Genomic DNA, 18788 nt, shown 5'->3' on the forward strand with positions numbered 1-18788 from the left:
CTTCTCCCGCGGGCTCCAGGGCGGACAGCCAGCGCCGGGCCAGGGCGAGTCTGTCCCCCCTCGGACACCATCCGAATCCCCGTGGTCTCCCCGAGACCACGGGGATTCGTCGTTCGGCGCCGACCCGCGGCGGCAAGGATTTGCACGGTGAGGCCCGGTTCCGCGCCGGGCTCGTACCGCCCGGGTCGCGGGTGCTGGACGCCGGGTGCGGCACCGGGCGGGTCATGATCCGGCTCGCGGAGCTCGGGTACGAGTGTGTCGGGGTGGACCTCGCCGCGTCCATGCCGGCCGTGGCGCGGGAGCAGGCACCGGAACTCGCCTGGTTCCGGGCCGATCTCACCGGCTTCGACCCGGCCCGGCTGGGCATCGGCGCGGACTTCGACCTGGTCGTGGCCGCCGGGAAACATCTTCCCGTTGCTCGCCCCCGGCACCGAGGCGGCCGTGGCCGGACGGCCGGCCGCTGCGCTGCGGCCGGGCGGCCTCCTCGTCGCCGGTTTCGGTCTGGACGCGGCCCATCTGCCGGTGACGCGCGGCCTCACCCTCGCCGGGTACGACGAGCACTGCGCCACGGCCGGCCTCGCCCTCGTCGGCCGCTTCGCCACCTGGGACGCGGAGCCCTACACCGCCGGCGGATACGCGGTCAGCGTCCACCGGCGCTGACCGGACCCCCCTTCGGCGTCAGGTACCTGGTTGGAACAGGCGGTCGATCAGGTCGGGGTAGGTGAGGCCCTCCTCGGCGAGGATCGTCAGGAGGACTCCCGGTGGCGCCACCCGGAGCGGGGTCGGCCCGGCGATACGGCCGGGGACGGACGACAGGTCGCCGCTTCTGAAGCGTGACTCCGGTGTGGCCGGGGGGCGTACGGCGTAGGCGCGCCAGGTGTGTGCCGGGGAGTTGAGCAGGACCAGATGGGGGTCGGCCCAGGCGACGAACGCCCAGCGGTCCCTGCCGCGGGCCCGGACGAGCACGGCTTTGGCGGGGTGCCGTCCGAGCCGTTCGGCGGCTCGGGCCACGACCGGGATCGGGTTGGCGAACGAGCCGGTGATCTCCCAGATCCCGTCCTCCCGCGTGACCGACCAGCCCGCGGCGGTGAGCTCCTCGACGGCCTCCGCGTGGGGATCGTCCTCCTGGGCCAGGGCGATCAGCCGTGCCACCTCGCTCCAGGGCGCGACCCGGGCGAGTGCCTGGTCCGGCGGGATCATCAGGTCCTCCGCCTCGCCGGGCTCGGCGCGCGCGATCATCCCCCTGCTGTCGTGCCAGGCCCGCGCCGCCCGTACGTCGTGCTCACCACCGCCGGTGAGGGTGGCGTCCTGGAGGAGCAGGGTCATCACCACGGCCGCCGCCGCGTCGAGCCGTCGGCGGATCTCCGCGGGGACCTCGCGCTCCGTGGCCTGCGGTCCGTCTTCGGCGGCGAGGGCGGCGAGCAGTCCGCTGAGCCCGGTGCGCCAGCTGTGGTCCTGCTCGTCCCACACCCCGGCGGCCAGCAGCTGGACGTAGAGACTGGTCACCGCCAGCCGCACCGGGACCGCCGCCGCGCCCGACCCGTCGGGGGCCACGAGCGTCCCCACCCAGCGCTGGGCCCAGGTGCGGCACCGGGCGCGCTGCTCGGGCGGGACGTACGGGACTCGGGGCTCTCCGGAGGCGAGGAGGTCGTCCTCCTCCGTGCCGTCCTCCGACTCGTCGTACCCGCCGCGCCCTCCGTGCTCGCCTTGTTCCTCGTACGCGTCCTCCGCGCCGCCGGTGTCGGTGACCGCCGACACGATCCATCGGGACGAGGGCGCCTCGGGCAGGTCGAGGCGGGTGGTACCGAAGGCCAGATCCGTGAGGGGCGCGCCGATCATGGCACGGCAGTCCGCGAGATAGGCGTCCCAGCGGTCGACGTCCGTGGAGACCGCCGTGGGCGTCGTCGTGTACGGCGCGGGGCTCACCCGGGGCGCGGACGTGCCCGCGGTCAGCTCGCGCAGGCGCAGCAGGTCGCTCTCGAAGCGGCGGGCGGCGCGCTCGTCGGCGAAGAGCGCCTGTGCCGTGTAGTCGTAGCGCAGCCTGGGTGTGCTGTCGGCGCCGTGACGCCGGGCGCAGTGCACCGGGCTGTAGACGAAGACGACGGCGGATTCGAGGGTGGTGCCGTCGGGGCGGAGGCAGGTGGCGCGCACCGCCGCGCCCGGCGCCTCGGGCAGGGCGAAGGAGCCGGCCGCCCTGCCGGCCGGGACGGTGCCGGTCTTCGTCCAGGAGCCCGGCGAGCCGTCCGGAGAGGTGCTGATCACCACGGGCGCCGGCTCGGCGCGGGCGAGGGAGACGTGCAGCCCCTCGCTGTCCGTCTTCGCGCCCAGCAGGACGAGGGCGCGGGCGGCGGAGTCGTGGGGGCGGATGGTGCGGCCGGTCAGGGTCGCCGGGGTGGTGGTGCGGCCTTCTTCGGGGAGGAGCGCCGGGGTGTCGGCGGCGAGTACGGCCAGTTCGCAGTTGCCGCCGTCGCCGGTACTGGCGCACAGCGCGGCGCCGGTGAGGTTGGGGCTGCCGGTGAGGGCGTACCGCCGGCCGCCGGTCTGCCATTGGACGAGTTTGCCGTGCCGCATCCGGGTCTCGTCGAGGAGGCGGATCTCCGCGTCGGAGCCGGACAGGGCGGCCCTGACGGTTTCGGCGTCGTAGCTGGACCAGCGGGGCTGGAGGCCGAGGACGGTGCGGCGCGGGGCCAGACGGTCGGTCAGCTTCCGCAGGGCGTGGCCGCCCGCGTCGACGAAGGGGGCGTAGGCGTGCAGTTCGTCGACGGGGCCCGGCGGCAGCTGGTCGAGCAGGCTCCGGTGGAGGTTGTGCAGGAGGCGGGGGCCGGTGTCGGGTCCGGCGGGGGCCTCGACATGGCGTTCGGTCAGCAGGGCGGCGAGTTCCGCGAGGTGGTGGGCCGACCAGGGGGCCAGGTCCACGGCGGAGGGCAGCGCGTCCAGCCAGTCGGCGAGGTCGGCCAGCAGGGCGTGGGAGTCGTCGTCCTCGGTCTCCACGACGGTCCAGAGCTCGTCGTTGGCGCCCCAGCCGGACAGCGTCGGGTTTCCCGAGCCCACCGCGAGCCGGCCGGCGTGTTCGCCGAGCAGCAGCACCACCTTGGGGTGGAAGGCGCCGCCGCAGGAGGCGAGGCCGTGCAGATAGCCGCGGCCCGCCATGCGGACGTCGACGGGGTCGTACAGTCCCTGCGCCGCGTCGCCGATGATCGCGGTGCGGGCGCCCAGGAGACCGCGGGCGAGGGGGACGGCGACCTTCTCCAGGAAGGGGAGGTCGACCGTGAAGCCCAGGAAGAGCGCTTCGTGCAGCGGCTGCCGGTCGGTGCGCTCGGCCCATTCGCGCAGCAGGGTGACCGGGGAGGCGAACCGGAGATGTGCTGCCGCGCTCATGGGGTCGTCTCCAGGATCCGGCGCCCCTCGGCGGTGACGGTGTGGCGGTCGTCGCGGACGGCGAGGAGTCCCAGCTGCTCGGCGAAGAAGCCGAGTTGGGGAAGGCGGGTGCCGATGTCGGAGTCCCCCTCGTCACCGGTCTTGAAGTAGCGCTCGTTGCGCAGATGCAGCCGGGAGAAGATCTTCAGTCCGCCGGTCGCCGGGTCGGTGCGCAGCTTCGCGAGGGCGACCCGGCGGGATTGGGCGAGCATGTCGTCCACCAGCCGGGCGGCGAGGTCGCGGACCGGCCGGTCGGCGTAGTCGTCGAGGAGGCCGTCGACCCAGGTCGGGTCGAGGAACTCGGCCGAGCGGCGCTGCCGGCCGAGGAAGACGGCCCGTACGTCGTCGGGCAGATGGCCCGGCCGGGACCTGAGCGCGCCCACCAGCAGGAGGAGTACGTCGGTCATCGGGACGCCGGGACGGTCCCTCAGGAGGTCTCGTTCGGCCGGCAGGGGGTGGCCCGCCGGGTCCTTCAGGGGCGGGAGCCGGTCGAGGAGCCCCCGCACGGTCCCCTCCGGGGCCTGTTGCGCGAGCCAGTCGCGGAGTTCCTCGGCGGAGCGGTCGGCCTCGCCGTCCTTGGAGCCGACCGCGGCCACCAGGGCCGCCCAGAGCCGGCGCCAGGCGCCCACGGAGTAGTGGCGCAGCAGCACGCCCCGCCAGCCGGCCGCCTCGGGGATCGCCGCGAGCACCGGGTCCGTGGTCAGCGCCTCGCCGAAGGCGACCGCGGAGCGCATCGTCTCCTGGTATCCGCCGCCCGCGGGGCCGTCGAGTTCGATCGCCCGGGCGAGGATCCGGAGGGTCGCGCGCCGGGTGCGGTCGGGCGCCTCCCAGTCCCCCGGTGTGTGGGGCGCTCCGCCCCGGGTGGCGGTCAGGATGTCCGTCAGCCAGTCCCGCTCGGCTTCGGACGGGACTCCGAGGGCCGCCTGACGGGCCTCTTCCAGGTCCGCGAAGGACACGGTGTCGTGTGCCGCGAGGGAGAGCAGCGGGGCGAAGAGCTCCCGGACCGCGGGAGGGCACGGATGCCGGCCGGGTCTGAGGGCGCCGTCGCGGACGGCCACGGTGCCGAGCACCACGGCGGGGCCGCCGTACTGGTCCCAGAAGCCCCAGCGCCGGGGCGAGTACGAGTCGTTCGCGTGCTCCTCGTCGGCGGCCCGGGCGAGGTCAAGTTCCGTGCCGCAGAAGCGCCGGACCCGGTCGACCCCGTGGGCGGCCCAGGCCGGTTCGGTCTCCGGCTGGTGCTGGAGCGCCGCGAGCAGCACCTCCGCGCGGCGGACCGCGCGGCGGCAGGCGGTGACGTCCCAGGCCCGCTGTTCGGCGAGGGCCGCGAGCGCCGCGTACATCGCGTGCTGACGGACGTAGCGGGTCACCGTGGACATGCCGGGGACCAGCCGGTCCACCGCCCGCATCACCGGGCCCTCCACCGCGAGCGGGTACCGGCCCGACCGCACCCCCAGGCCCTGCAGCGCCCACGCCGGCCCATGGACGAACGCTGTCACTCCGCCCCTCCCCCTGCCCTTTCTGTGGCGAACGGCGCCTCGGCAGCCGTTCGTTGATCCATCTTCACCCGGGGAGCGCGTCGCCGGGCGGGCGTCGGAGGAAGCCGCCGAAAAATTCTCGGCGGCGGGTCGTGCGGGCGGTCATGCGGGCGGTCACGCCGCCGGTCACCAGGGATGCAGGCTCTGTACGGCGACGTAGAGGCCGAGTACCAGCAGGGCGATGAACAGGACCTTTCTGAACTTCTCCTCGGATATCCCCTTGCGAATACGGTTTCCGATCGACATCCCGAGGAACGCCGGTACCAGGGACACGGCGGACATGACGGCGAGCTGCGCGCCGAGCAGGTCCTGCGCCTGGAGCGACCAGGTCAGGCCGACGGTCGAGAGGGTGAAGAGGATCCCCATGCCCTGCACCAGTTCGTCGCGCGAGAGCCCGAGGGACTGGAGGTAGAAGACCCCCGGGACGGCCGAGGAGCCGGTCATCCCGGTGAGGAATCCGTTGGCGGCCCCGGAGAGGAACCCCACGGGGTGGTGCCATCTCCGGTGCCGGATGTTCACCCGGAACCGGAACAGCCCGAGCACCCCGTACACGGCCAGCCCCAGGCCGAGCAGGGCCGACATCACATCCGCCCGGAAGTAGCTCAGCGTGAACGCGCCGGACGCCGTGAACACCGTGGCGGCCAGCAGGAACGGCCAGGTGATCCGTACGACCTTCCGGCCGTGCCCGCCGCTCGACGCCTGCACGACGTTGGTCAGGAACGTCGGCACGAGGATCAGCGCCTTCGCGGGCTGGATCCCGATCGCGGCGGTGAGGATCCCGAGGACGACGGGCGGCAGGCCGAGGCCGGTCAGGCCCTTGACCAGTCCGCCCACGAAGAACGTCAGGACGATCATCGTGACGATGGCCGGGTCGAGCGGGTCCAGGTGCGAGGAGGTCACGGGTGGACGGCTGCCCGCGGGTGCCCCGTCTCGGTGCCGCGGGCGGCGAAGGCGCGCAGCGCCTCCACGACGTCGCGCTGCTCCTCGGCGGTCAGCTGCTCGGGCTTCACCCGCTCGAAGCGGTCGGCGAGTTCGGTGATGTCGTCCTTGCGGTTCTCGATGTAGACGGCGCCGTCGGTGACGAGCGTCTTCGCGCGCCCGGCGAACCGCTCCGCCAACTCCTGGGCGGCCGGCACGAAGTTGATGTCGAACTCGCCGATCTGCAGCAGCACATAGCGGGAGAGCGTGCCGACGGGCGCTCCGTTGACGAAGCGGTGCCTGCTGGGGCTGGGGACCTGGAACACCTCGCCGGGCTGCACGGTGAACACATCGCCCGTGTCGGGGAGTTCGATGGTGATCCGACCCCGTGAGCAGTACATCATGTCGGACACTTCGCGGTGGAAGTGGTAGGGGACGGCCTTGTGGTCGAGGTTGAACACACTGACCCGCAGGCCGTCCCGGTAGTGGAACTCTTTCATCTCCATGACTTCTCTCCCTGTCTCGATCCAGTCGTCGGCGACCCGTTCGGCCGCCTCCACGAATGCACCGGCGTAGTTCTTCTCGTTCTGCCAGAACCTGACGGGCGGGCCGTAGCTCGCGAGGTGCGGGGACGGGCGAAGGACGTCACCGGACCGCTTCATCACCCGGTATCCGCCGCCGGTTTCGAGGGCGATGCCACCGGTGGCGTATCCCCCTTCCTCGTGCGGCACGATCTCGCCCCGCCGCAGCAGGTTCCGCACGAGCGGCGAGGGGTGGCGTGCCATGCCGAAGTCCTGCGCTCTGGCTCGGACGACGCAGTCCGCCCGCAGGACGGCCGGTTCGCCGCCGGCCGAGCGGTAGGTGATCCGGAACGTGCCGTCCTCGGCCACCTCGACGGGAGGAGAGTCGTAGCCCAGCGCCACGGTCGTGAGGATTCCGGCGTCCATCAGGGCGAGCAGTTTCTCCGCGTTCGCGGCCGGCATCGGGACGGCCGTCCGAATGAAGTGGGTGTCGAACAGCCGGTCGTACAGCGCCTTTTCAGCGGGTGCGAGCCGGCTGTAGAAACGCATCCTGCGGGTCTTCAGCACGATCGCGTGGACGAGGTCCCCGGTGTACGACTCCCGCAGATCGCTCGCCAGCTTCTCCCGGGCACCGGGGTGGGGCGGGCTCAGGACGTCGGCCCATCCCACCGCGCCGTCGGTCGCCCGGCGCAGTTCCCGGTCCAGCAGCTCCAGGACGGGTGCGACCTTGAGCTGCCCGCCGTGTTCGCGCCGGATCGCGGCGAGGTTCTCCTCGGTGAGGTGGTGCGGTTCGTAGGCGGCGAGCGGCCCCCGGACCGGGGGGAAGAACCCGGAGCGCGAGCCGGCGACCACCTGCGGCGGCTCGCGGTCCGGGGCCGGCCGATAGGACGCGACATGACCGTCGGGCGTATGGGTGAACTCGCCCTCGTCGCACAGGGACAGGATGGCGTCGATGCCGCTGGGGCCCATTCCCTGCACGAACAGCCGTGGTCGTTCACCGCGTAGGCGGCGGGCCCGGATCCGGTCCGCGACAGCGGCTTTCACGGCGTCCGGTGGATAGGGCGACGCGACATGGCCTTTGTGTCCCGCGAGCGGACCGGTCACCTCGGACTGCCAGTGCCCGATGCCCAGCAGGGCCCGGTCGATCCCGTCCACGGTGAACTCACGGCCGGTGGCGAGGTCCCGCAGAACGATGTCGAAGCCGTTTTCTGTCGTACGGCCGTCCACGGCTTCGTGGCGCACGTACTGCCGCACCCGGATGCCGTGCGCGCGCGCCTCCTCGACGGCTTCCTGGAAGCGCTGGCGCAGATAGGCACCGAACAGGGCCCGGGGATAGAACTCACGGCTGTCGGGTTGCCACTGCGCCGGCTCGATCCCGGGATGGGTTTCCAGGACGAGCTCCGGAAAGTCCCGGATGAGCCACGGTTTGCTCTCGGTCATCCAGTCGACGAAGTCATTGCCGTGGATTCCCATGGTGCCGGCCTCGTTGTTGCACCGGTGGGCGAGCTGGACGTTGTCCTTCGCGTACGGATATCCGGGCCCGCTCACCGGCCCCCGCTCCACCGTGACGATCGTGACGGCCGAGGGCGGGAGCGGGGACCGCCGACGCGGATCGGTCAGTCGCCGCACCAAATGCCACAGTGCGCAGGTACCGGAGAAACCCGTACCGATGACGCAGTATTTGACGTTTCCCGCCGAGGTCGCCATGCGGCTCAGATCTCCAGACGGGTGAGGACGTGCCTGATCCGGGTGCCCGCCTTGGTCAGGAGCGCGCCGCTGCGACCGCAGTTGATCCGCACGAAGTGGTCCAGCTCCTCCCCTTCGGCGAAGTGGCTGCCGCAGATCGTGGCGACCTTCGCCTCGGCCAGCAGAAACTGCTCCGCGGTGACATAGCCGTGTTTCCGGTAGGCCTCCGCATGGCTCGACAGGTCGACGAACAGGAAGTAACCCCCTTGCGGACGGCGGACATTCAGCGAGGGAACCGCTTCCAGTTCCCGCAGCATGGTTTCGAGGTTGGCGCGAGCGGTCCTCGCCCGGGCGGTCGCCACCTCGTCCATCTCCGGCCCGAGCGCGATGTGCGTCGCCATCTGGCCGTACGTCGACGCGAACGACGTCAGGTTGACCTGCGCCCGCGCGGCCGCCTCCACGAGGTCGGGGGGACCGCAGAGGTACCCGATGCGATCGCCGTGCATGCCGTACGTCTTGCCGGGGCCGGTCACCGACACCGTCCAGGGCCGCATGGAGCAGCGGCTGCCGTCGGCGAGGGTCACGTCCAGGTCGGCGAACGTCCTGGCGCGGTCCCCGAGGACATGGGCCTCGTAGGGGGTGTCGAACAGGACATGGACCGGGCTCTCACCGCGGGCCTCGCGTCGCCTGTTGTGCTCGGCGAGGACCCGGGCCAGCGCCGAGAGCTCCTCGGTCGAGTAGATCTTCCCGGTCGGGTTGATGCAGTCGCCGAGGACGACGATCTTGGTGCGCTCCGACAGCGCCTTCTCCAGAGCCGGCGCGGTCAGGCCGTCCGCCGCGGGGACCAGGACGGTCCGGGGAACGGCTTCGTGCAGCCGTACCATGTCGGAGTAGTGGGGCCAGTTGGGCACGGGGATGACGACTTCGTCCCCGGGATTCAGCAGCGCGTGGAAAGCGACCGATATCGAGCCCTTCACCCCGCCCGGGGTGACCAGGATCTCCGTTTCCGGATCGTAGGAGATTCCGTGCAGCCGGGTCACTCGCGCCGCGATGGACCGGCGCAGGAACGGGAATCCCTTGACCGGTGCGAAGGCGTGCACCATGTCGGACCGGGTCCGGATGAATTCGATGACCCCCTGGTCGATCCGGGGATCGGTCGGTGTGTCCAGCGCACCGATGCTGAGGTCGATGATCTGGTGTTCGGGGGCGAGTCCTTCGTTGAGCGCGACCAGTTTCGCCGCGGCCCCGTGGGTCGCCGATTCGGGAAGCGCCAGGACGGCGTCGGAGATACCTCTTGTCTTCTGCACGGCGCTGTGAGTCACCTCTCTGTCGGTGCGGAACTCAACTCGTGACGTGCTTGTACATCGCGTTCCACATCTCCAGCTGGATGTTGAGGGTCTCGGTCGCGCCATAGGCGATCTCGGCGAGGTCCGCCTCGGTGCGGCTGTTGTTCACCACGCATTTCCTGGCGTCGGCGGCGTGCCGCTCCTCGACGCCCTCGTCGCCGACATGGACGTTGAAGTAGATCTCCACGTTGTCGACGAACTCTCCTTCCGGCAGCCCGGTGTTGCTGTTGCGGAACGCCGTGCGGCAGACCTGCAGCATGGTGTCGGCGTGGGACTCCAGGGCCATCGCGACACCCAGCATGCGCTGGTAACTGCCGCCGACCAGCTCCCGGGTGCGCTCGCGGTACGCGACCGTCTCGGGGATGACCAGCTCGCTGTCGCGCGCGTCCTTCACCCGCAGTGCCGGCAGTCCGAACTCGACCTCGCCGAGCAGGTTGTGGGCGTTCTCCATCAGGATCTCGTGGCACCTGGCGGCCTCGCCGCCCCCGGTCTCCTCGTTGAGGATGAAGGAGAAGAGGGTCAGCGTGTCACGGTCGTCGTGGGCCGCCGCCTGGGCGCACACATGGGCTATGCCCTTGACGGTGCCCTCGGTCCGGTAGAAGAAGTTGGCCCGGTGCAGCTCGTAGTTCCGGCTGTTCCACTGGGTGTCCTGGAGGAACTTGAAGTAGTCGTTGCTGTAGACGTCGTGCCGCTCCAACTCGTCCAGGAACGAGGCGACCTGGTCGTGCAGGGCGGTTGCGGTGCTTGTCGTCATCGTGCTTCCACTCCCGGTTCGGACGGGGTTCGAAAGGCGGAGTTCCGCCGGAAGACGAGAGGCGAAGGGGACAGGCCGGGGAAATGCGCAGATGCGGCAGCCGGCTCGGTTCGAGGTCCCAAAGCTCGTCCGGAATCAATGATGGCCCATAAAACCATTCGGCGGACAGGGCTTTATTCAGCCATCGGCCGCCGGATTTCGATGTCCACCGGAAACAGAAAAAGGCCATCGCGCAATTCCCCCTGGCGAAATGAAAGTTCACCAAGGGGAGCGCGACGGCCTCTTTGCGAGAGGACGGATCCGTCAGTGTGTGGCGGCCAAATCGTCCTCGGAAACGGGGTTGGTGGACACCTTCTTCTTCCAGCCCGTGCCGAGCCTGAGAAGCAGCGACGCGGCGGCCAGAATCACACCGAACCAGATGACGCTGGTGACACCCACGTGGTCGACGAAGAGTCCGCCGAACAGCGCTCCGAGCGCGATGCAGGTGTTGTACGCCATGGTGTTGAGCGACATCGCGGCCTCGAACGTCTCGGGCGCGGCGGCGAGTGTCATGTTGATCTGGGACAGCTGCACGGCGCCGAAGGAGAGTCCCCACAGGACCAGCGCGACGACCGCGCCGGACTCCGCGTCACCGATGGTGCGCAGGAGCAGCAGGGCGGCCAGCAGTGCCACGAGGCCGACGACGAAGGTGCCGCGCAGGCTCTTGTTCACCGTGTATCCGGCGACGAAGTTGCCGATGGCACCGCCGATACCGAAGATGATCAGCACGACCGTGATGAAGGTGGCCGAGGCGGACGCCTCGTCCTCCAGGTAGGGGCGCACGAAGGTGTAGGCGCCGAAGTGGCCGAGCACGAAGAAGATGACGATGAGCAGCACCGTCCGGAGCTGTCCGTTCCTGACCGGCAGCCCGAAGACCTCGCGGACCGACACCGCGTTCTCCGACGGCAGCGAGGGAATGATCGCCGCGACCGCGAGGAACACCAGCAGGCTGAGGCCGGCCCAGATGGCGAAGGTGGTACGCCAGTCGGTGTGGGCCTCGATGATGGTGCCGAGCGGAATGCCCACGACCGTGGCGATGGAGATGCCGGACATCACGACCGCGGCCGCCCGGCTCGCGTGGCGCTCGGGCACGATCCGCATGGCCATGCTCACGCCGATGGCCCAGAACACACCGCTGGCGAATCCCATGCACAGGCGGGTCGCGAGGATCAGCGGGTAGTTCGGTGAGACGGAGGTGATGAGGTTTCCCAGGGCCAGCACCGCGAGCAGCGTGGACAGCAGAAGGCGTCGGTTGACGCGCCGCGTCCAGGCCACGATGAACGGCACGCCGAGGCCGGCGGCGACGCCCTGCGCGGTCACCATGAGGCCGGCGACCCCGACGGAGATGTCGAGGCTCTTGCTGAGCGGGGTGAGCAGGCCGACGGGCATCAGCTCGGTGGTGAGGAAGACGAACAGGCTGGCGGTGATGGCCGCGACGCCGAGCCAGCCCTTGACGGCCGAGGGCGAACGCTCTTGTTGCTGTACGGACATGACTACTCTCCAACAATGGTGATATCTGGGGGGCCTGGGGCAGAGGCTCAGGAACCGGTTCCGCTGCGGTCCACGGCGGGCTTCGGTCCGAGCACCGCGGATTCCTCGTCGGGGGGAAGGTCCTCGGCGGTCGTCGTACGCGGCCTGGCCGGCCGGGGCTGCGCGAGCACCACGGCGGCGAGGATCACCACGATGCCGACCATCTGGAGCGCCGAGAACGTCTCGTCCTCGAAAGCGATTCCGAGGATGGTCGCCACGATCGGACTGCCGAGGGCCAGGAAGGAGACCGCGAGGGCCGGCAGTTTCTCGATCCCGCGGAACCAGAGCGCGTAACTGATCACCGCGCCGAAGGAGATGAGGTAGGCGAAGCCGAAGACGTTGGTTCCCGTGAGGGAGGCCGGCAGCCCTTCGACGGACAGGGTGAACGGCAGCGACACCAGTCCGCCCGCCGTCAACTGCCAGCCGGTGAAGGGGAGCAGGCCCACGCCCTCGGGCCGGCCCCAGCGTTTGGTGAAGGTGATGCCGGTGGCCATACAGGCCGCGCCGCCCAGTGCGGCGGCCACGCCGACCGGGTCGAGTGCCGCCGAGCCCTTGAACACCAGCAGCACGACACCGGCCGCGCCCAGGGCGCAGGCCACGACGTGTACGGCGCGGATTCTGTCACCGATGATCAGTGCCGCCAGGATCAGGACGATCATCGGCTGCACCGCCATGATCATCGCCGCGATGCCGCCGGGCAGGCGGTAGGCGGCGACGAACAGAAGCAGGTTGAACGCGCCGATGTTGAGCGTTCCGAGCACCAGGGAACGCCACAGCCACTCGCCCTTGGGCAGTACCCGGGAGATGAGCAGCAGGATCAGGCCCGAGGGAAGCGCCCGCACGGTGGTGGCGAGCAGGGGACGGTCCGGTGGCAGCCATTCCGTCGTCACCAGATAGGTGGATCCCCAGATCGCCGGCGCGAGCGCCGTCACACCCGAGGTGAGGAGTTGCCGGCCACTGTTCACGGCGCACCACCCTCCGCTTCGGAAAACCCGTCATCCAATGCGCCGATGCCGGGACATGGGTTCGCGTTCACGTCGGAATTCCCTGGGAGCGATCAGTCGAAAATGGCATCGCGGGTCCGGGTGCGCTTCAGTTCGAAGAATCCGTCGGTGCCCGCCATGGTGAGTACGGCGTCCCACAGCCGGCCGGCGGCCTCGCCGCGCGGAGCGGGTGAGATCACCGGGCCGAAGAAGGCGATGAGTTCGCCGTCAAGACCGGGTACATGAATGACGGGAGTGCCGACCTCGGAGCCGACCGGGTCCATTCCGGCGTGATGGCTGGCGCGCAGCGCCTTGTCGTACTCGGTGGTGTCCGCCACCTCGACGAGCCCCGCGGGCAGGTCGGCCTCGGCGAGGGCCGCGAGCATCATGTCCCGCTTCAGGCCGGCCTTCTTGTGGTGGATGAGGGTCCCCATGGCGTTGTACAGCGGCCGCAGCACCTCCGTGCCGTGCTGCTGTTCCGCCGCGATGCAGACCCGCACCGGACCCCAGCCGTCGATCATTCCCTGCTTGTATTTGTCCGGGACTTCCCGTCCCTCATTGAGCACCGAAAGGCTCATCACATGGAAACGGGTCTCGATGGACCGCACCTTTTCGACCTCGAGCAGCCAACGGGAGGTGATCCACGCCCAGGGGCAGCGGGGGTCGAACCACATGTCGACGACGGTTTCCGTCTTGTGTGACGGCATGCTGGACATGATGGGCCGGTCCTTCCGGTCGGGATGAGTAATTCGCCACCCGGGTCGAATGCGTCGACGTCAGAAATCGGCGTGTCGGTGTGGCACGTTCAAATTCTGGACCGACGGCCATCAATGAGTCCAACACATGTTTGTCATCTCATTTATCTTGATGCAAGATGGATCACCATGGAGCTGCAGCAGATGCGCTATGTGGTCGCCGTCGCCGAGACGAACAGCTTCACCCGTGCCGCCGAGCGCTGTCTGGTCGTGCAGTCCGCCCTCAGCCATCAGATCGCGCGGCTGGAACAGGAGTTGGGAGCCAAGCTGTTCGAGCGCACCACCCGCCGGGTCCGGCTCACGCCGGCCGGCGCGGCGTTCCTGCCGGCGGCCCGTCAGTGCCTGGAGTCCGCCGAGCGCGCGTCCCTGGAAGTGGCCGCCGCCATCGGTGAGGTCCGCGGGCGGCTGTCCGTGGGCCTGATCCCGTCCGTCGCCGCCGTCGACATCCCGGGCGCGCTGCGCGACTACCACCAGCGGTATCCGCAGGTGCGCATCAGTCTCCGCGTGGGCGCGAGCGACGACCTCGTCGAGCAGGTCAAGCAGGGCGCCATCGAGGTCGCCTTCCTCGGACTGCCGACCACGATGCGGCCCGAAGGGGTCAGCGCCCGGGAGCTCGCCCGGGACCGGCTCGTCGCCGTGATCGCCCCGGACCATCCGCTCGCCGCCGAGCCGGCCGTCGATCTGCGGCGGCTGTCCTCGGAGGTCTTCGTGGACCTGCCGGCCAAGACCGCCGGCCGTGTCCAGTCCGACCTGGCCTTCTCCGCGGCCGGCCTGGTCCGCGACGTGGCCTTCGAGGTGACCAACGCCGACTTCCTGGCCCGGCTGGTCGGACAGGGCCTCGGCGTGGCGATGCTCCCTTCCGCCTACGCCGCCCAGCTCGGCGGAGTGACCACCGTCGAGGTCATCGACGCCCCGGCCCGGGTGGAGTACATCATCTGGAGCGCCGAGAGCCGTACCCCCGCGGCCACCGCCTTCCTGCGGGTCCTCGACGTCAAGGACGTGGACGCCGCTCCATGACGGCGGCGTGAGCCGTGGCGGCCGGACCGTGCCGCCGGTCCCGGTCCCGGTCCCGGTCCCGGTCCCGGTCTCGGTCTGGGTCTGGGTCCGGGTCTGCCAGGGCATGTCGGGCGCTCCCCGTGGTCAGTAGGTGGCGGTGGATCTCGAGCGTCGCCGTGGAGCGGTTGAGGGTGATGTAGTGCAGTCCGGGGGCTCCTTCGGCGAGGAGCCGCTCGGCCATGGCGGTGGCGTGGGAGACACCGATGCGGTGGCCCTGCTCCGGGTCGTCCCGCACGGCCTCCAGCCGGTGTGCCAGTTCCTCGGGGAAGGCGGCGCCGCTCAGTTCGGCGAAGCGGCTGATCTGACGTACGTCGGTGGCGGGCATGATCTCCGGGACGATCGGGATGTCGCAGCCCGCGGCGGCCACCCGGTCGCGCAACCGCAGATAGTCGTCGACATGGAAGAACATCTGCGTGATGGCGAAGTCGGCTCCCGCCCTGCACTTGGCGACGAAGTGCCGGATGTCGCTGTCCCAGTCCGGGGAGCGCGGATGGCGTTCGGGGAACGCCGCGACACCGATGCCGAAGTCGCCCGACTCCCGCACCAGGGACACCAGTTCATGGGCGTGGGTGAAGCCGTCGGGATGCGGGATCCAGGGCGCTCCGGGAGCGCCGGGCGGGTCACCGCGCAGGACGAGGACGTCCCGTACGCCACCGTCGGCGTACCGGCCGATGATGTGGCGCAGTTCCGCCACCGAGTGACCGACGGCGGTGAGATGGGCGACGGGGCGCAGGGTCGTCTCGGTCGCGATCCGCCGCGTCAGCTCGACGGTGCGGTCCCTGGAGGAGCCGCCCGCTCCGTAGGTCACGGACACGAAGTCGGGGGCCAGCCGCTCGATCCGGCGGATGGTCCGCCACAGCGTGCGTGCCCCCGCGTCGGTCCTCGGCGGGAAGAACTCGAAGGAGAACGTGGGCCCACCGCGACCGAGGACGTCGCGCAGCGTCGTCACAGCCGCGCCCCGATCTCCCGCGCCGCGCCGGGGCCGTAGCTCCGGCCGACACGGGCCAGGACGTCGGACGGAAGGAGCTTGTACTCCTGCGTCCCGACCGATTCGAGCACCGACGTGGCCAGCGCACAGCCCAGTTGGGCGGCCCGCTCGTACGGCAGCTCCCAGGCCAGCCCGGCGAGGAATCCGGCACGGAAGGCGTCGCCCACACCGGTCGGATCCACCATGTCGTCCGTCGCCACGGCCGGGACGTCGCTGCGCCGGTCTCCGGCCTCCAGGATCGACACGCCCTCGGCGCCACGCGTGATGATCCAGGTACCCACCCGCCGCAGTACCTCACGTTCGCTCCAGCCGGTGCGTTCGCGCAGCAGCGCGCTCTCGTACTCGTTGGTGAACAGCAGCCGGGCCCCCTCCACCAGACGCCGTGTCTGCGCGGTGTCCAGGCGGGCCAGTTGCTGGGAGGGGTCGGCGGCGAGCGGGATGCCGAGCGCGTGCGCGGCGGCCGTGTGCCGCAGCATGGCCTCGGGGTCGTCGGCGCCGACGAGGACGAGGTCGAGGCCGCCGGTGCGCCGGTGCACCTCGGCGAGGTCGATCCGGCCGGCCTCGGCCATGGCGCCCGCGTAGAACGTGGCGATCTGGTTCTGGTCGGCGTCCGTGGTGCACACGAAACGGGCCGTGTGCAGGGTCTCGCTGACCCGGACCGACCCGGTGTCCACGCCGGCCTCACGCAGCCGCTCTCCGTAGGCGGCGAAGTCGGGGCCCGCGGCGCCCACGAGCACCGGGCGCAGGCCGAGACGGCCCAGGCCGAAGGAGATGTTCGCGGCGACGCCTCCCTCACGGATCTCCAGGCGGTCGGCCAGGAAGGAGAGGGAGACATGCTCGACCATCTCGGCGATCAACTGCTCCGCGAACCGGCCCGGGTAGACCATGAGATGGTCGATCGCGATGGAGCCTGACACGGCGATACGCACTGGGGTTCTCCTCGGACTGTGGACGGGACGACGCGAAGCGGAGTGCGGGGCGGGAAGCACGGCGTACGGCGGGCAGCGGACGGCCGACGGGGTGCTGACCGGTGAGCGCGGTGTGGGGGATGCGGGAAGGCGTTCAGTCCAGGCCCACGGCCTTGCGAAGGGCGTTCAGTCGGTTGGTGCGCTCCCAGGTGAAGCCGGAGAGTTCGCGGCCGAAGTGGCCGTAGGCCGCGGTGCGGGCGTAGATCGGGCGGCGCAGGTGGAGGTCGTGGACGAGGGCGGCCGGGCGGAGGTCGAAGACGTCGGTGACGGCGTGCTGGATGTCCGGCGCGGGCACTTTCCCGGTGCCGAACGTCTCGACGGACAGACCGACCGGCTCGGCCCTGCCGATCGCGTACGCGACCTGCACCTCGCAGCGCGAGGCGAGTCCGGCGGCGACCACGTTCTTGGCGACCCAGCGCATCGCGTACCCCGCCGAACGGTCCACCTTGGACGGGTCCTTGCCCGAGAAGGCGCCGCCGCCGTGCCGGGCCGTGCCGCCGTACGTGTCGATGACGATCTTGCGGCCGGTGAGGCCGGCGTCCCCCATCGGGCCGCCGATCTCGAAACGCCCGGTCGGGTTGACCAGCAGACGGCAGGTCTCGGTGTCCAGCTTGATGCCCTCCCGCGCCAGCGCCCTCACCTCCGGCTCCACCACGAACTCCCGTATGTCCGGGGCCAGTAGCGATTCGAGGTCGATGTCGGGGGCGTGCTGCGCGGAGACCAGCACCGTGTCGAGGCGGACGGCGCTGTCACCGTCGTACTCGATGGTGACCTGTGTCTTGCCGTCGGGGCGCAGATAGGGGACGGTGCCGTTCTTGCGGACCTCGGTGAGGCGCGCCGCCAGGCGGTGGGCGAGGAAGATCGGCAGCGGCATCAGGGTCGGTGTCTCGTCGGTGGCGTAGCCGAACATGAGGCCCTGGTCGCCCGCGCCGCCGGTGTCCACGCCGCGGGCGATGTCCGGGGACTGCGCGCCGATCGACACCGACACCCCGCAGGTGGCGCCGTCAAAGCCCTTGGTCGAGGAGTCGTAACCGATTTCCAGGATTTTCTCGCGGACCAGCCGGACGACGGGCGCGCGGGCCTTGGTGGTGACCTCGCCGGCCAGATGGACCTGGCCGGTGGTGATCAGCGTCTCGACGGCGGCCCGGGACATGGGGTCCTCCCGCAGCAGCGCGTCGAGGATGGTGTCGCTGATCTGGTCGGCGATCTTGTCGGGGTGGCCCTCGGTCACGGACTCCGAGGTGAACAGACGACGGGACAAGGGGACTTCCTCCTGGCCGGTGGGGGGACTGCGGATGTGCCGTGCCCCGTGACCGCCGGTGGAGGCCTCCACGCCTGCCGGGGAGCGGCTGAAGAGGCCTCCACCGTGTTCAGCCCGCGGTCACGACAGGCGGTGGCAGGAGAACTCCACCGGCACGTCGGCGACCGGCCGGGTGGTGCGGAACACCACGTCGTGGCGGAACCCCTCGTCCTCGATGAGCTTCTGGAGGTAGTCGACGTCACCCATGGTGCTGAAGAAGATCATCATGCGTCCGCCGTCCGCGAGGTGCTCCCGGGCTTCCCGGAAGAACCTGGTCAGAGCGGAGTAACTCTCGTCCGTGGTCGCGGAGTCGGCGACGTCGCGGGCCGCGAACCACTGGAACGGCGGATTGAAGATGATCAGGTCGAACGTGCCCTCGACCGAGCCGAAGACGTCGCTGAGGCGTGCCTCGACGCGGTCCCCCACACCGTTGCGCTCGGCGTTGGCGCGTACCGCCTCGACGGCGTGCGGGTTGATGTCGACGGCGAGGACCTCGGACGCCTTGGTGGCGGCGATGATCGCGAGGGATCCGCTGCCGGTGCCCATGTCGAGGACCCGGTCGCCCTCCTCGACCTCGGCGAAGATCGCTCCGCCGAGTATCGGGGAGACCGGGCAGGGGGTCATGACCTGTGCCGGGACCGTCAGGGTCAGACCGAGGAAGGGAACCGTCGTCGCGGCTTCGTCCGGGGCCCCTCCCCCGGACAGGATCTTGCGCAGTTCGAGAACGGTTTCGACCTTCTCCTGCGGGATCAGCGGACGGTACCCGTCGACCGTGCCGACGCCGTGCTGCTGCTGTGATGTCATTTTCCGGTAGACCTCTCGTGTGGTGGGATCGTGTGCCGGGATGTGGGGACGGCCCGCCGGCTAGGGCCCTTCTGATGGATCTCCGCGGAGGAAGGAGCGGCGTCCGGTGCGTGCGATCGGCGTGCGGTGTGAAGGGTCATGTGGCGGAGCCACCTGTCCCTTCGCGCCGTGCGGCGAGCGTGCGTGCC

General features: G+C 70.5%; 14 protein-coding genes and 1 pseudogene. 2 read left to right on the plus strand and 13 right to left on the minus strand.

Annotation, left to right across the window (positions count from 1 at the left end):
* The first annotated feature begins 104 nt into the window (after positions 1-104).
* Positions 105-660, plus strand: a pseudogene (locus ABZT17_RS41985) (class I SAM-dependent methyltransferase).
* Positions 661-678: 18 nt separating this feature from the next.
* On the opposite strand, the gene ABZT17_RS41990 reads toward ABZT17_RS41985, so the two are convergent.
* The 9 genes from ABZT17_RS41990 to ABZT17_RS42030 all read right to left on the minus strand — a co-directional run bounded on the left by ABZT17_RS41990 (position 679) and on the right by ABZT17_RS42030 (position 13436).
* On the minus strand, positions 679-3378 hold the full coding sequence (locus ABZT17_RS41990; protein WP_356357444.1) for a hypothetical protein: 2700 nt from the start codon (positions 3376-3378) through the stop codon (positions 679-681).
* On the minus strand, positions 3375-4913 hold the full coding sequence (locus ABZT17_RS41995; protein ID WP_356357445.1) for a hypothetical protein: 1539 nt from the start codon (positions 4911-4913) through the stop codon (positions 3375-3377). Before ABZT17_RS41995 ends, ABZT17_RS41990 begins: the two co-directional genes overlap by 4 nt.
* Positions 4914-5078: 165 nt before the next feature.
* Positions 5079-5852, minus strand: a complete 774-nt coding sequence (locus tag ABZT17_RS42000) for a sulfite exporter TauE/SafE family protein (protein ID WP_356357446.1) — start codon at positions 5850-5852, stop codon at positions 5079-5081.
* Positions 5849-8098: an FAD/NAD(P)-binding protein gene (locus tag ABZT17_RS42005; RefSeq protein ID WP_356357447.1), complete on the minus strand. Its 2250-nt coding sequence runs from the start codon at positions 8096-8098 to the stop codon at positions 5849-5851. Before ABZT17_RS42005 ends, ABZT17_RS42000 begins: the two co-directional genes overlap by 4 nt.
* Before the next feature lie 5 nt (positions 8099-8103).
* Positions 8104-9384, minus strand: coding sequence for a pyridoxal phosphate-dependent aminotransferase (locus ABZT17_RS42010; protein ID WP_356357448.1), 1281 nt, complete (start codon positions 9382-9384; stop codon positions 8104-8106).
* Positions 9385-9418: 34 nt separating this feature from the next.
* The gene (locus ABZT17_RS42015; RefSeq protein WP_356357449.1) at positions 9419-10177 is read right to left on the minus strand and encodes an iron-containing redox enzyme family protein; all 759 of its coding nucleotides are present in this window, start codon (positions 10175-10177) and stop codon (positions 9419-9421) included.
* Positions 10178-10480: 303 nt separating this feature from the next.
* Positions 10481-11707 (minus strand): MFS transporter, encoded by a 1227-nt coding sequence (locus tag ABZT17_RS42020; protein WP_356357450.1) that lies wholly within the window; start codon positions 11705-11707, stop codon positions 10481-10483.
* Positions 11708-11754: 47 nt separating this feature from the next.
* Entirely contained in the window at positions 11755-12711 is a 957-nt protein-coding gene (locus ABZT17_RS42025) for an EamA family transporter (RefSeq protein ID WP_356357451.1), read from the minus strand.
* A gap of 92 nt (positions 12712-12803) precedes the next feature.
* Positions 12804-13436: a disulfide bond formation protein DsbA gene (locus ABZT17_RS42030; protein WP_356357452.1), complete on the minus strand. Its 633-nt coding sequence runs from the start codon at positions 13434-13436 to the stop codon at positions 12804-12806.
* Between the two features lie 177 nt (positions 13437-13613).
* Here ABZT17_RS42030 and ABZT17_RS42035 point away from each other — a divergent pair, with 177 nt between their 5' ends.
* Positions 13614-14501: a LysR family transcriptional regulator gene (locus ABZT17_RS42035; protein ID WP_356357453.1), complete on the plus strand. Its 888-nt coding sequence runs from the start codon at positions 13614-13616 to the stop codon at positions 14499-14501.
* On the opposite strand, the gene metF is transcribed toward ABZT17_RS42035, so the two are convergent.
* From metF to ABZT17_RS42055, 4 genes are all read right to left on the minus strand, one after another.
* The gene (gene metF, locus ABZT17_RS42040; protein WP_356357454.1) at positions 14476-15489 is read right to left on the minus strand and encodes a methylenetetrahydrofolate reductase [NAD(P)H]; all 1014 of its coding nucleotides are present in this window, start codon (positions 15487-15489) and stop codon (positions 14476-14478) included. The two genes, ABZT17_RS42035 and metF, sit on opposite strands and share 26 nt — an antisense overlap.
* On the minus strand, positions 15486-16457 hold the full coding sequence (locus ABZT17_RS42045; protein ID WP_356357455.1) for a carbohydrate kinase family protein: 972 nt from the start codon (positions 16455-16457) through the stop codon (positions 15486-15488). Before ABZT17_RS42045 ends, metF begins: the two co-directional genes overlap by 4 nt.
* 133 nt (positions 16458-16590) lie before the next feature.
* Positions 16591-17757: a methionine adenosyltransferase gene (gene metK / locus ABZT17_RS42050; protein ID WP_356357456.1), complete on the minus strand. Its 1167-nt coding sequence runs from the start codon at positions 17755-17757 to the stop codon at positions 16591-16593.
* Positions 17758-17877: 120 nt separating this feature from the next.
* Positions 17878-18600, minus strand: coding sequence for a HemK2/MTQ2 family protein methyltransferase (locus ABZT17_RS42055; RefSeq protein WP_356357457.1), 723 nt, complete (start codon positions 18598-18600; stop codon positions 17878-17880).
* Positions 18601-18788: the final 188 nt, after the last annotated feature.

It is taken from the genome of Streptomyces sp. NPDC005648 (assembly GCF_040605395.1).
Lineage (GTDB): Bacteria > Actinomycetota > Actinomycetes > Streptomycetales > Streptomycetaceae > Streptomyces.